Below are 13,032 nucleotides of genomic sequence, written 5' to 3' on the forward strand. Positions count from 1 at the left end.
TCAGACCTTGATGTCCACGAGTTTGCGGATCCAGAAGACGCCGACGAAGTACCAGATGATCATGGTCGGCAGGCCGAACATGAAGATCGGGTCCTGCGCCACGTCGAGATAGAATGCGGGATTGACGAGGAACATGCCCACGAAGGTGATGACCGGCAGCACGGTCAGGATCCAGCCCGTCATCCGCCCTTCCGAGCTCAGCGAGCGGACCTTGAGATAGAGGCTCGCCCGGGCGCGGATGATCGTCGACAGGTTCTCGAGAATCTCGGCGAGGTTGCCGCCCGTCTCGCTCTGCACCGCGAGGCTGACGACGAACATGCGGATGTCCTCGAGATCCCAGCGATCGGCCATCGCATCGAGCGCGTCGGTCAGGTCGGCGCCATAGGCGACCTCGTCCGAGACCATGCCGAACTCGCTACCGATCGGGTCTTCCATTTCCGTCGTCAGCAGGTTGATCGCGCCGGCGACCGGATGGCCCGAGCGCAACGCGCGCACGAAAATGTCGATCGATACGGGGAACTGCTGTTCCATCTTCTTGCGACGACGTTGACCGATGATGTTGATGATCATCACGGGCAGGCCAAGGGCAACCGCCGCAGCGAAACTGAAAGCCAGCAGGAAGACGCCGACGGTAAGCGGGAATCCCGCGAATGACGCGCTGAGCAGCAGGATCACGCTCACGGCGATGAACCCCACGCCCATCCAGAACAGCAACTGGCCGATCGAAAGGCTGACCGCAGCCGCGAACATCGAACGTTGCAGGCTGCGCAGGACCGATGCGAGCGGGCCGGGCAGTTCGTTGAATTCGCTCGGCAGGTTCTTGCGAAGCTGCGCGGCGATCTCGAGCCGGTCGGCGCCCTGCCGCATCAGTTGGAGCCGCTTGTTGACCGCCGCCACCCGCGCCCGGTTGCGCCAGAACGCGCCGAGGACGACCTGCGACAGCAGGAAGACCGACGCGAAGATCGCCAGCAGGACCAGGATGCGGAGGAGCGTTTCGACCATCAGCCGAACTTCAGTTCCGGCCGGAACAGTTCGGACGGCAGGTCGAAGCCGTTGGCCGACGCATCGGACAGCAGCTTGGGCCGGATGCCCGTGGCCTCGAAATGGCCGACCACTTCGTTGCTCTCGCTCCGCCCGGTGATCTTGTAGCGGAAGATTTCCTGCATCGTGATCGTCGAGCTTTCCATCCCGGTCACTTCGGCCAGGCTGACGACGCGGCGACGGCCGTCGGCAAGCCGCGCCACCTGCACCACGACGTCGATCGCCGAGGCGATCTGCGCGCGCGCCGAAGCCGGCGAAATCTCGATCCCGCTCATGCCGATCATCTGCTCGATACGGCTCAGGGCATCGCGCGGCGTGTTGGCGTGGACGGTGGTCATCGACCCGTCGTGGCCGGTGTTCATGGCCTGCAGCATGTCGAACGCCTCACCGGCGCGCACTTCGCCGATGATGATCCGGTCGGGCCGCATGCGGAGCGCGTTCTTGACGAGATCGCGCTGGCTCACCTCGCCGCGACCCTCGATGTTCGCCGGGCGGGTTTCCAGGCGTGCGACGTGGTCCTGCTGCAGCTGGAGTTCCGCCGAATCCTCGATCGTCACGATGCGCTCGCGGGAATCGATGTACGACGACATCGCGTTCAGCAGGGTCGTCTTGCCCGAGCCGGTGCCGCCGGAGATCAGCACGTTCTTGCGGGTGCCGACCATCGCTTCCATGACCCGGACCATGGGCTCCGGAACGCTGCCGAGTTCGATCAGCCGCTCGATGCCGATCCGCTTCTTGGCAAACTTGCGGATCGAGAGCAGCGAACCGTCGATCGCCAGCGGCGCGATGATCGCGTTGACGCGCGAGCCGTCGGCAAGGCGCGCATCGACGAAGGGACTGCTTTCATCGATCCGTCGGCCCACCGCGCTGACGATCTTCTGGATGATCCGCAGGAGGTGCTTTTCGTCCTGGAAACGCGTCTGGACGCGCTCCAGCAAGCCGAGGCGTTCGACGAACACGGTCTGGAAACCGTTGACGAGAATATCCGTGATTCCCTCGTCCTTGAGAAGCGGCTCGAGCGGCCCGAGGCCGAGCAGTTCGTCGAGGACCTCGATAACGAGTTCCTCGCGCTCGGCGGCGTTGAGGACCTCGTTCCGCTCCTTGAGCAGTTCCGCCACGATCTCGCGAATTTCGGTCTCGATCTGTGCGCGGGGCAACTGGTCGAGCGCGGCGAGGTTGATCTTGTCGAGCAGCGAACGGTGGATCGATACCTTCAGCGACAACTTGCGGTCGAGCACCGCGGAGTCCACCGGCAAGGCGGAAGGCACCGCCTCCGGCTCGGCCGGTTCGACGTTGACGATCGGCGCCGGCTGCGCCGCCCTGAGCGACCACTTGCTCATGACGGTTCGTTGCCCTGCACGATGGCCTCGGCAAGCGCGGCGATGTCCTGCGTGAAGCGGTTCTTGCCCTGCACCACGCCCAGCGGCACGCCCTGGTCCTGTGCGGCGCGAAGGGACAGGCCGACGTCGGAGATGCTCACCAGGTCATCGGTGCCGAGCGCGCGCGAAACATCTTCCAGCTTGGTCGAGGCGAACAGCTTGCGCTCGACCCGGTTGACCGCGATCGAAATGCGCGAGGCCGGCACGTCGACGCTTCCCAGCAATGCCACCGTCCGGCGCGCCTGGCGCAGGTTCGCGATCGAGGAATCGGTCAACAGGACCACCCGGTTCGACCAGCTCACCAGCGACAGGGTCCAGTCGTTCCACATCGGCGGGAGATCGATCAGGACATGGTCGAAATGCGAGCGGACGAGGTTGACGATCGCCAGCAGGTGATCGACGTCAAGCTGGTCCGCAGGCTGGATCGTTTCGGGTGCCGCGATAAGGCTGAACCCGCGTCCGGTATCGGTCACCGCGCTCATCATCAGGTCGCGGTCGAGGCGCGAACCGGCATCGATGAGCGACTGGATGGTCACCGCAGGCTCGATCCCGAGGTACGATGCGGTGTTGCCCTTCTGGAGATCGAGATCGATCAGGCAGACGCCGCGCGAATTCGGGGTCTGCCTGGCCAGTTCCTCGGCGAGGTGCGTCAGAACGCTGGTTGCGCCGCAGCCCCCGCTCGCGCCGACGACGGTGATCGCCTTGCCGAGCTCGACCTTGGAGCGGATTTCCACCTGGCTCGACAGCGCATCGAGCACCTGCTCTTCCAGCTGCGCGGCATGAAACGGCAGCTCGGCCACATCGGCCACACCCTGCCGGATCAGCGCGCGGACTACGCCGACACCCGCCTGCTCGATCGCGGCGATGATCACCAGCTTGGGATGCGACGTGCGCACCGTGGCAAGCCGGCGCAGCGATGCGTCGCTGGCGGTGTCGATCTCGAGCACGAGCACCCGCGCACGGTCCAGCGCGTCGCGCGGAAGCGCGCTTTCGGGCCCGAGTGGCAGAAGCGTCGCGGATTCAAGGCGCCCGCCCGGGGCTTGCGCGGTAAAGGCATCCAGCGCCGCGCTGTTGGCCACGACGAGGCACTGTCCGGTCAGGAAGTCGCTCACGGAATCTCGCAGGCTGTAGGTGGAAGCGTAGTCAGTCATTGTTTCCTCGGGCGGTCTCGGCCGCAATGGGATGCAGTGCATCCCCGTGTTCGATGCGTCCGCCATTGCGGCAGAAGGCGTATACCCCACCCGAAGTGCGTTCTTTGCGAACGTCGATGATGAACAAGGACTTCATGGCCGCCCTAGTTCGAAGTAGTCCCGGCACCATCTTCCATCGTCAACGAGTACGATGCGCCGGGGATGCCGATGCTGAGAAATCCTGCCATGAACAGGGGTTGGAAATCGAGCCGGCCGATCGACACGGTGACGATCGGCGCGACGTCAGCCCCGTTCGGATCGCCCGAATAGCCAAGGCCGGACCAGGCATAGCTGATACTGACATCATCCCCCGCGAGGCGCGGCTGGATAGCTTGCATCCGGCGCACCATCCGGTTGAACGCGGACTGGGAGACATCGTCGATATCGGTGCTGAAGGGGCAGGTCGCTTCGCATTCGCAGCTCAGCGTTCCCCCGGTCGACGTGCACGTGACGGTCGGGAAATCGTCTTCGGCCACGATCCCGCCCTGCGGGGTGATCCCGTTGATCGAGTAGCTGTAGCACTGGAGTCCGGCGACCGAAGAGCCGGGCGTATCGCAGCCGATCTCGCCGCCGGGAATGATATCGGTGGCCACCGCCCAGCGCGCGCCGATCTGGGCTGCCTTTTCGTTCTCGTTGACGAACCAGATAAAGCGGCCGACGTCGAAGATGCCCAGCAGGAACAGCAGGAACGGCGGCAGGACCAGCGCGAATTCGGCCGCGGATGCGGCTGTCCGGTCGGTCACGAACCGGCGGATGAAGGAATGGGCGCTCACAGCCCGATCACCGCTGCCTGCGCCTGCGCGCGGACGACGGCTCCGCTGGTATCGAAGCCGAGCAAGCCGAGTATCGAGGGATAGGGGACCCGCGTAGCCACGAGCACGCGCGGGGCATGGCCCCAGTCCTCGTAAATGCCCGTAGTCGTCGTGGTATCGCAGGTTACGGTGATGCTGACTTCGCTGGCGTCCCAACCGCTCACGCGGATGGCGCCGCCGGCGGGGCGTCCGCTCATGGTCACGTTCGCGATGTCTTCCTCGGCATCCGTGTTGGACGGCAACCCCAGCGCGACGTCGGGGTTGGACAGGCCCGGACCGCAGTCCTCATAATATTCGTACGGCAAGCGCGCGGCATAGCGCGCACCGTCGCGCACACCCTTGATGACCTTGTGCTCGGTCAGCAGGTAGTTGCCGGCCTCGAAGCTGCCGAACAGGAGCGCCATCACCATCGGCAGGCTGAGCGCCAGCTCCGCCGCCGCGGCGCCGCTCGGATTGCGCAAGAGGCTGCCCAGGCTCATCATTGGATCAGATACGGCACGTCGCGCCGGACCTGCTGCGCGGCATAGGTGCCGCTTCCCGCCAGTTTCGACGGACCGATGATCTCGAAGTAGATCGCATCCCGGAACCCGCCCATGTGCCGCGCGGAATTGTCGGTTGCAGGCTCGACGAGAAACACATCGACCCAATCGTCGATCACCACGTCTCTGGACGTGCCCGATAGCTGAGCGCAATTGGATACCACCGCGATCGTCAATACCCGGCGACTGGCATCGCCCGCGGCTGGCGCGCAGACCGCCGGAGCGACCCCGCGCGAATTCTCGATTTCCCACAGGTAGGTTTCGTACCGGGTCATCGAGTTCCAGGCAGTCGGTCGGGTGACCCCGTTATGATTCACGGCCCAATAGTCGTTCCGCGCCCACAGTCCGGTACCGAAGCGACCCCCGGCCACCGTACCGCACTGCGCGCCCGCACTGTAGGTATCGTAGTGGCACAGGTCGCGCGGAAGCCCCATGCGCGTGATGTTGGTATCGTAGCGTGTACTGCTGTTTACAGGGGTCGTGACGATCGGATTGAATTCGCTACCGCCGGTGGGCATCGTGTAACCGTTGTTGCCCATCTTGCAGACATTGGGATTGCCGCCACCGCCGTTGCCATTGCCGTTTCCGTTGCCATTTCCGCCACCGCCGTTGCCGTTGCCATTGGTCGATGTCGCATGATCCATGCGGACGTTAGGCGCGGGCGAGCAGGCCCCACCCTGACAGCTCGCGAGCGTGTTGTTGCCATTCGACGGGAAATCGTAAATCCCGAACCGGGTGTTGATGGCGTCGTAGAGGCCCTGCGGGTTGCCCGTGTTGACCTTGTTGTCGTCGACCGACACGCAATCGATCGGCGGATTGTTGAACGCCAGCGCCTGCAGCAGGCGGGCGTTGCGGCTTTGGGCAGTGCCTTCCTGGACCTGGAGGAAACCGAAGTTTCCAGGGGACCAGTTGACGTTATCTGTCGAGCCTGCTCCGCCGCCTTGGTTGTTGCTGGTACCGTTGGGGGCGTGACCCGTCGCGATCAGGCCCTGCCCCTTGCGCCCTTCGGCGTTGAACGGCTGGGTGGGATCCGGACTGCAGATCATGATCGGCGGGACCTTGCACACCGCCGATCCGACGCCCGCGAAGGCCGCGGCGTTGAGGTCGCCCGAGTTGGTGAACGACGCCATGACCGGGGTCAGCGCATAGAACGCCCTACGCGGATTGACGTGGACTTCGACGAAGCGCGCTTCTGCGTCGTTCGTCGCGGGATCGGTCTTCTCGCGGTCCTCGTAGAAGCGGATGCGGCCGGTCGCATCGCAGGTTGGCTCGCCCGTCACGGTCACCTGATTTCCGGTCGCATTCCCGTCGTTCGACAGCAGCGTGAGGTTCCGCAGCAGGTTGACCGCTGCCTCGGATGCCCGCGCGCAGGCACCGTCGCCAGCGCCGGCCGAGGTTTCGCTCTCGCGATCGAGCTGTGTCGCGGCGGCGAGTGCGGCCTGGTCCGCGGCGTTCTGAAGCTCGCTGTCGAGCGAGGCCATGCGGCTGTAGTCATAGCCGACCCCGGCTACCACGATCAGGCCCATGAGGGCGATCGCGTAAGTGGCCGCAACGGCCCCCCGCTCGTCTCGCCACAAGTAACTGGACCGCGGGCGCATGGCAGGTTCCTATTGCGGTCCAGAGCTCGCCGAGGGAGCTTTGGGCTGCTTGACCGTCCCCTTGGCATAGCGATCGGCGGCTTGGGCAGCGTGCTCCGCGCTGGTGGGCGGGTTGAGCGTGTCGTATTCCGGATCGGGATCGACGACCTGGGCGGCCATCGTCACGCGGTTGGCATCGCCGAAGTTCGATGCGGCGGGGCCGGGATAGTTGTGCTCGCACGCGGCCAGGGCCGGCAGCAGCACGGCGAGGACGAGGAGCCTGCGATCAGAAATCATATCCGTCTCCATCGGTGTCCGTCTTGGCCTTGGTGGTGGTCGCGGCGACGACGGCGGGTAGCTCCACCTTCTCCGCCGAAGCCTGCGGACCCGCCGCGTCGACCGGAATGGCACCGGGCTGCGGGGCGAGCGGGATCGGGCGATAGCTGTCGCCGGTGGTGATCACGTCGCTCGGCTTGGGATCGGCGATCCGGTCGGTCGGCAAGCGCACCTGGCTCGGCCGCAGCGGCGCGACGAGGCGCGGGGTGACCACGATCATCAGCTCGGTCTCGCCGCGCTGGAAGCCCGACGAGCGGAACAGCGCGCCGATGATCGGGATGTTGCCGAGAAGCGGAAGCTGGCGAACGGTGGTCTGGAAGTCCCTCTGCAGCAGCCCGGCGATGGCGAAGCTTTCGCCGTCGCGCAATTCCACGGTGGTGCTGGCGCGGCGGGTCTGCAGGCCGGGGACCGAGAGGCCGTTGACGGTGACCGAGGCGCTCGCATCGATCGACGACACTTCGGGTTCCACGACCAGGCTGATGACCTTGTCGCTCAGCACGGTGGGGGTGAAGCCTAGGCTGACGCCGAACGGCTTGAACTCCACGGTGATCGCGTTGCCGCCGTTGCCACCTGTCCCGCCGCCGCTGCTGCCCTGGGACACCGGGATCGGGAATTCGCCGCCGGCGAGGAACGAGGCCTTTTCGCCCGACAGCGCCACCAGCGTGGGTTCGGCAAGCGTCTTGGCCAGGCCCTTGCGCTCAAGGATGTTGAGCGCGGCGTCGATGTTGAGCGAGCCGATGCTGAACGCCTTGGTGAAGATCCCGAAGGCATCGGTAATCCCGCCGACCCGCAGTCCGTTCGTGCTGTCGAGCGAAGCACCTTCGCCGATCGCGCCCTGGAAGGTACCGTTGTTCGAGAAACCGAATCCGCGAACACCGAGCTGTTCGCCCATGGTGCGGTTCACTTCGGCGAACTTCACCTCGAGCATGACCTGCTGGCTGCCGCCGACCTGGATCATGTTGATGACCGCGTCGCCGGCATAGGCCCTGGCGAGCTGGGCGGCGCGCGCCGCGGCGCCCGGATCGCTGACGAGGCCGGTCAGAATGAGGTTGCCCGCTGAGATGCGCGCATCCACCGGCTGGCCGGGAATGAGATCGGCCATCTGGGTCTTCAGGCCCTCGACATCCGGCCCGACTTCGATGTCCATCACCGCGATCACGCGGTTGCCGCGATCGTAAAGGGTCAGGCTGGTGGTGCCGAACTTCTTGCCGAGCACATAGACCGAGCGTTCGGAGATCGGCACGACATCGGCGACTTCGGCATTGCCGACCATCGCGCGGGCGATCGGCCGGTCGGCGGAGACGACCTGGCTCTTGTTGACCGGCACTTCGAGCGAGCCGGCGTGGATATCGTCCTGTGCGAAGGCGGGCGCGGCGGTGCCGAGCGCGGTTCCGGCCAGCACGAACGCGGCGAACGCGATACGGGCGGTTCTCATCGGGGTGCTCCCAGATTGCCGACCTGGTAGCTGGTCGGCTCGGTGCCGCGCACGACCGTCATCGCGGGGCCGGAATAGACGGGGACGATCGCCGCTGAGGGCGACGGCGGGTTGATCGAGGCATAGACGGGCGCGGGCGCTCGCGGCGCGGGGGCAGAGCCGCCGCCACCGCCGCGTCCGGTGCCGCCGATGACGATGCGCGGCACGCCGAGCTGGCGACTGGTCACGGTGCGCGCGACCCGCTCGCCGCGCTCACCCTCGGTAGTGAATTCGGGTTCGACCTTGCGCAGGGTAAGCTGCAGGGCACCCATGCGGTTGGCGATGGCGAGGCGCGAGGCATCGGTCGGCGTCAACGCGAAGGTGACCGTCCGGCTGACCTTGGGCTTGCCTTCCTTGTCGTTCGCCAACTGGTCGATCGCGAGCACCTGCACGTTTTCGAGGATGGTGTCGGCGCGTTGGTCCTGGTCGTCCGCGCCGTCGCCCTCGATCTGGCGCAGCAGCAGGATGTCGACCGTGGTGCCGGGCAGCACGAAGCCGGACACGTTGTTCACGGGAAACGATATCGCGCGGAAGCCTTCGGGCAGCAGCGCGGCGAGCGTGGCGCGCCCGTCGGTCCCGCTGACCTTGCTGCGCAGCACCGGTTCACCGGTGACGATCGGGCGCAGGGCAACGCGATTGTCCTTCAACGCTTCGGGGATCGAGGTGAACGCACCTTCGGGCACCGACTGCGCCGGAAAATTCTGGAGCTTGATGTTCTGCTCGGTGAGCGGGCTGCCGAACTCCATCGGCTGCGTAGCGACGACGATCCGGACGAGCTTCTGCTGCTCCGCCTCGGCGGCCTGGCGCTCTTCCACGCCAGTGAAGTAGGAATTGGCGAGGATCACGGCGACAAGGCCGATCACTATCGCAAGTCCCAGCAGTATCAGGTTCCTCTGCTGCATGTCGTTACCCCCCCGGGCGGTATTTCAGAGCGGAAATTCTCCGGGCGTTATCGCCCGGAGAATCCCTTATGTATTGTAAAAATTGTCAGTCGCGTTGATCCGACTGAACCTTACTCTTCTTCAGCAGCGCCCGTGCACGCCACAGTACCAGTGACGAAGCCCGAGCCTTCAGGAGTGGTGTTGCACTTCTGGACTTCGTCCGAAGCCTGGGTCACGGCAGCCGTCACGTTCTGACCGAGGGCCAGCGCAGCGGCACCGATGCCGACGCCGACGATGGCGATGATCAGGGCGTATTCGGCAGCCGAGGCGCCCGATTCGTCAGCGATAAAGCTCTTGAGAAAGTTGGTCATGGTCTTACAATCCCCAGTTGCTGCGCCACCTGGATGGAGCGGACGCAGCATTCTTGTGAAAGGCCCCGGCGAATTCCGGACGGCCAGTTCTTGGGTTGGCGGATGATTGGACCCGGTTATCGTTTTGTATCATCGACGATGCCGGGCCTTTACCCAATCATTCGCCAACCTTCGAAACCGATGCCATCTTCCCGATTTGGGCGATTCACGTCAACGGCAAACCCTTACCAAAAAATTAAGTCCGTTTGCCAAAGGGTTAGTCGCGGGCTAACTTAAGTGGATTGGTTAACAGGCACGTGGCGGTGCCTTTTTGCAACGCAGCGTATGTTGTTGATTCGCTGATTCTCTGTCGGTCGGCTGCCTCCGCAAGGCGTTAACGATCTCGCCAAAAAGGCAACAGCGGCCCGTTCGTTCCGTGGATCAAGATTAACCGCGACACACAACGACGTAGATGTCGAGAGGTGTTGAACAAGCGCATTCGGCCTGTTGCTAATCCCGAATCGCGATTACCGGGCTTCTGCTTGGGCGATAAGTGCGGTCGACGAACCAGCGCGCGAAGAACCAGATTGCCGTCGTTCCGATGATCGAGACAACCCCGTCCACAAGGTAATGCCAGCCGAGATAGACCGAACCGATCACGGTGGCAGTCGTGAATGCCAGGGTGAACACTTTCAACCAGACTTTGCCACGATAGTGTGTCGCCATCAGGATTCCCAGCCACGCGATCGACACGTGCATCGAGGGCATCGCCGAGATGCCCATTCCCAGCTTCGGCTTGCCGACCTTGGTCAACAGGAAATCGACGGTGTGCATAGCGACCAGCCCGGGGTCTCGATGCACTTGCCCGAGCATATCCGTCAGCCCCCTGAAATGATCGCTGTGGTGGACCTGGTCGTAGAAAATCGGACCTACCGACGGCAATGCATAGGCAGTGAAATTGCCGAGCAATATCCAGCACAGGAAAAAGGTCAGCGCCGAACGCGCCTGAAACCGAATGTCACGAGTAAAGCTGAAAACCCCGGTCAGCAGCGCGAAATATGTGAACCAAAGAAAGTAAACCCGATCAATTGCGATAAGGACGGGGATGGAAAAGAGCTGGTGAGCAACGATCCAAGCATCGGCGCCTAGCAGGGCCCGATCCCACTCGACCAGCATGGGGTCCGCCCAGAAGCCGACCATGTTGGGGATGGCCGACTTGATGATCGTGAATGCCTTGCCCATCGTGGGGTAGGCCGAAATGATCAGGAAGCCGCGGATCAGCCAGTCCGAGCGGAGCCGGATCCATCGCAGGAGCAGGCGAGTGGGCCTTTCGCTACGTCTCAGCGTGATCTTCAGCGTGACTAGCCCGATGATCAGAAGCGGTAGCAGCAGCCACCCTGCGAGCGTCTGATAGCTCGTCCCGAAGGTAAAGACTTCATCGAAGGCGATCCCGAACGCTTGGCGACCGATGACGTAGGCAGCGGCGATCTGTAGCACCACGAGCGCAAGTACCGTCGCGAACGCCACGTGATACCCGCGAAATAGCGGTCGCCCCCGCCAGGGCCGTCGCTGCCAGATTGCCTTTACGGCAGCCATGTCGAGTTTTCGCCGCCCGCTCGCGAGATCAGCCGATCTCATTGTGCCGTCATACGAATCCATTTTCCTACACGCCCCCGGCCTGCCACGCTGGCGGGATGACCGCTCCTTGCCTCCGCTCTGTCAGACGCCCTCCGCTGCGCGCTTTCGCGCCGGCCGCGAGTTCCGCTCCGGGACAGTGCGACACGTGTGACATACCCCCGGCGTTTTGGTGTATACTTCGTGTCACCTATCGCTCGGTTCGCCAGCGGCGGATCGTCTCGGTCAGGAGCGATCGCGGCACGTCCGTCCGGCTCCAGCGTTCCGCGAAAGAGGGGTCTTCCGACGCGGGGCGCTTGGCCTCTTCCAGCTCGTCCACCAGCACGCGCATTGCGATCGGCACGCCTTCCCCGCTGACGATGCACTCACGGTTGCGCAAGCTGCCGACGCTGCCCGCGATGCTGCGCGCGCCCTCCGTCAGCGCGGCGACGAGGTGGGCCTGGTCGGTCTGGTTGTTGAGGCGCAGCGACATGATGGTGCCGCACTGCGACAGCGCGGTCTCCGACAGTTCCGACGGGCGCTGGCTCACCATGCCGAGGCAGACGCCGTACTTGCGCCCTTCGCGGGCGATGCGCTCGAGCTGCTTCTGGACCGATCGGGTCGCCTCGCTCTGGTGGCGCGGGAGGTATCGGTGCGCTTCCTCGCAGACGAGGAGGATCGGCGCGCGCTGTGTGCGGGGTGCCCAGATGGCGTAATCGAGGATCAGCCGCGCGAGGGTGGCGACGACGACGTTGACGATCTCGGTCGGCACGCCCGCAAGGTCGACGATCGAGATCGGCTTGCCGTTGTTGGGGATGCGCAGGAGATCGCCCAGCAGCCCCTCGATCGAGGCGTCGCCATGCTCGGCGTTGAAGATGAAGTTGTAGCGGCGATCGTGGAAGAACTGCTCGATCGTCAGCCGCAGGTGGGTGTAGCGGTGGGCGTCGGCCATCTTCTCCAGCCGGCCGGCCTCTGCCTCCAGCGCGTCGGTCAGGTCCTTGTACTGGTACGATACCGGCGTGTCGGCGGTGATCCGCCCCGGCATCTCGGCATGGATGTTGCGCTGGCGGGCGCGCAGCAGGACCTTGGCCATGATGTTGGCATCGACCGTCCGCTCGTCGCCGGTGGCGGCGATGAACGCGTCGCAATGCTCGTCGAGGTTCATCGCCCAGTACGGCAGCTTGAGGTTGCCGACGTCCCACACCTGCGCCGCATCGCCGAACGCGTGCGCGTATTCGCCGTGCGGGTCGAAGATGACGACGTGGCCGTGCTTCGCCTGGCTCACGATCCGGTCGAGCATCAGGGCGACGGTGGTCGATTTGCCCGCGCCGCTCGACCCGACGATCGCGAAGTGGCGACCGAGCAGTGCGTCGAACAGGATCGGCGCGCGCACTTCGCGAGTGGGGTAGACCGTGCCGAGTTCGATATGCGGGACGTTCGGCGGCGCGAAGATCGCGGCGAGTTCGTCTTCGGTGGCAAAGCGGATGGAGTCGCCGGGATGGGGAAAGTGGGTGACGCCGCGGCGGAAGGTGAGCGCGCCGTCCGCACCGCGGATGCCTTCGCCGAGGTATTCGAGCTCGCCCAGCGACCGGTCCGCGTCCTCGGGGTCGCGGGCCATCTCGACCAGCGAGCAGAACACGTCCGATCCGTGCACCGCCATGCGGACGATCGCGCCGATCGAGGTGTTGTCGCCCGCTTCCTCGTCGCCGGCACGCACGCCGGCGAGCCGCCGCACGTCGAGCAGGCAGTGCGCCCTGGTCCCGTCGGTGCCGACCACGTGGCCGATCACGTTGCTGTCACTCGCCTGCATGTGCCCCCCTTCGCGACGCCGGATGCCGG

12 protein-coding genes are annotated in these 13,032 nt (G+C 64.8%); all 12 read right to left on the reverse strand.

Going from position 1 to position 13,032, the window contains the following annotated elements; all coding sequences use genetic code 11:
- The 12 genes from ACWPMX_RS14880 to ACWPMX_RS14935 all read right to left on the reverse strand — a co-directional run bounded on the left by ACWPMX_RS14880 (position 1) and on the right by ACWPMX_RS14935 (position 13,003).
- Entirely contained in the window at positions 1-1,002 is a 1,002-nt protein-coding gene (locus ACWPMX_RS14880) for a type II secretion system F family protein (RefSeq protein WP_455700882.1), read from the reverse strand.
- Positions 1,002-2,381 carry a CpaF family protein gene (locus ACWPMX_RS14885; RefSeq protein WP_455700883.1) on the reverse strand — a complete coding sequence of 460 codons (1,380 nt, stop codon included), beginning with the start codon at positions 2,379-2,381 and terminating at the stop codon, positions 1,002-1,004. The genes ACWPMX_RS14880 and ACWPMX_RS14885 overlap by 1 nt, the downstream gene beginning before the upstream one ends.
- A complete protein-coding gene (locus tag ACWPMX_RS14890; protein ID WP_455700884.1) occupies positions 2,378-3,571 on the reverse strand; it encodes an AAA family ATPase in 1,194 nt (397 codons plus the stop codon). The genes ACWPMX_RS14885 and ACWPMX_RS14890 overlap by 4 nt, the downstream gene beginning before the upstream one ends.
- Positions 3,572-3,714: 143 nt before the next feature.
- The gene (locus tag ACWPMX_RS14895; protein ID WP_455700885.1) at positions 3,715-4,383 is read right to left on the reverse strand and encodes a TadE/TadG family type IV pilus assembly protein; all 669 of its coding nucleotides are present in this window, start codon (positions 4,381-4,383) and stop codon (positions 3,715-3,717) included.
- Positions 4,380-4,901, reverse strand: a complete 522-nt coding sequence (locus tag ACWPMX_RS14900; protein ID WP_455700886.1) for a TadE/TadG family type IV pilus assembly protein — start codon at positions 4,899-4,901, stop codon at positions 4,380-4,382. The genes ACWPMX_RS14895 and ACWPMX_RS14900 overlap by 4 nt, the downstream gene beginning before the upstream one ends.
- Positions 4,901-6,559, reverse strand: coding sequence for a pilus assembly protein TadG-related protein (locus tag ACWPMX_RS14905; RefSeq protein ID WP_455700887.1), 1,659 nt, complete (start codon positions 6,557-6,559; stop codon positions 4,901-4,903). The genes ACWPMX_RS14900 and ACWPMX_RS14905 overlap by 1 nt, the downstream gene beginning before the upstream one ends.
- A 9-nt stretch (positions 6,560-6,568) precedes the next feature.
- Positions 6,569-6,835 carry a hypothetical protein gene (locus tag ACWPMX_RS14910; RefSeq protein WP_455700888.1) on the reverse strand — a complete coding sequence of 89 codons (267 nt, stop codon included), beginning with the start codon at positions 6,833-6,835 and terminating at the stop codon, positions 6,569-6,571.
- On the reverse strand, positions 6,825-8,309 hold the full coding sequence (locus ACWPMX_RS14915) for a type II and III secretion system protein family protein (protein ID WP_455700889.1): 1,485 nt from the start codon (positions 8,307-8,309) through the stop codon (positions 6,825-6,827). Before ACWPMX_RS14915 ends, ACWPMX_RS14910 begins: the two co-directional genes overlap by 11 nt.
- On the reverse strand, positions 8,306-9,250 hold the full coding sequence (gene cpaB / locus ACWPMX_RS14920; RefSeq protein WP_455700890.1) for a Flp pilus assembly protein CpaB: 945 nt from the start codon (positions 9,248-9,250) through the stop codon (positions 8,306-8,308). Before cpaB ends, ACWPMX_RS14915 begins: the two co-directional genes overlap by 4 nt.
- Before the next feature lie 110 nt (positions 9,251-9,360).
- Positions 9,361-9,600 (reverse strand): Flp family type IVb pilin, encoded by a 240-nt coding sequence (locus ACWPMX_RS14925; RefSeq protein ID WP_455700891.1) that lies wholly within the window; start codon positions 9,598-9,600, stop codon positions 9,361-9,363.
- Positions 9,601-10,089: 489 nt separating this feature from the next.
- On the reverse strand, positions 10,090-11,175 hold the full coding sequence (locus ACWPMX_RS14930; RefSeq protein WP_455700892.1) for a phosphatase PAP2 family protein: 1,086 nt from the start codon (positions 11,173-11,175) through the stop codon (positions 10,090-10,092).
- 229 nt (positions 11,176-11,404) lie between these two features.
- A complete protein-coding gene (locus ACWPMX_RS14935; protein ID WP_455700893.1) occupies positions 11,405-13,003 on the reverse strand; it encodes an ATP-binding protein in 1,599 nt (532 codons plus the stop codon).
- Between the last annotated feature and the right edge of the window lie 29 nt (positions 13,004-13,032).

The organism is Tsuneonella sp. HG094, from assembly GCF_053819285.1.

What these genes read in the sequence shown, in the direction of transcription:
- ACWPMX_RS14915 (WP_455700889.1), bottom strand. Translation starts at nt 8,309, where the DNA reads ATGAGAACCGCCCGTATCGCGTTCGCCGCGTTCGTGCTGGCCGGAACC.
- ACWPMX_RS14885 (WP_455700883.1), bottom strand. Translation starts at nt 2,381, where the DNA reads ATGAGCAAGTGGTCGCTCAGGGCGGCGCAGCCGGCGCCGATCGTCAAC.
- ACWPMX_RS14925 (WP_455700891.1), bottom strand. Translation starts at nt 9,600, where the DNA reads ATGACCAACTTTCTCAAGAGCTTTATCGCTGACGAATCGGGCGCCTCG.
- cpaB (WP_455700890.1), bottom strand. Translation starts at nt 9,250, where the DNA reads ATGCAGCAGAGGAACCTGATACTGCTGGGACTTGCGATAGTGATCGGC.
- ACWPMX_RS14930 (WP_455700892.1), bottom strand. Translation starts at nt 11,175, where the DNA reads ATGGCTGCCGTAAAGGCAATCTGGCAGCGACGGCCCTGGCGGGGGCGA.
- ACWPMX_RS14910 (WP_455700888.1), bottom strand. Translation starts at nt 6,835, where the DNA reads ATGATTTCTGATCGCAGGCTCCTCGTCCTCGCCGTGCTGCTGCCGGCC.
- ACWPMX_RS14890 (WP_455700884.1), bottom strand. Translation starts at nt 3,571, where the DNA reads ATGACTGACTACGCTTCCACCTACAGCCTGCGAGATTCCGTGAGCGAC.
- ACWPMX_RS14905 (WP_455700887.1), bottom strand. Translation starts at nt 6,559, where the DNA reads ATGCGCCCGCGGTCCAGTTACTTGTGGCGAGACGAGCGGGGGGCCGTT.
- ACWPMX_RS14900 (WP_455700886.1), bottom strand. Translation starts at nt 4,901, where the DNA reads ATGAGCCTGGGCAGCCTCTTGCGCAATCCGAGCGGCGCCGCGGCGGCG.
- ACWPMX_RS14880 (WP_455700882.1), bottom strand. Translation starts at nt 1,002, where the DNA reads ATGGTCGAAACGCTCCTCCGCATCCTGGTCCTGCTGGCGATCTTCGCG.
- ACWPMX_RS14935 (WP_455700893.1), bottom strand. Translation starts at nt 13,003, where the DNA reads ATGCAGGCGAGTGACAGCAACGTGATCGGCCACGTGGTCGGCACCGAC.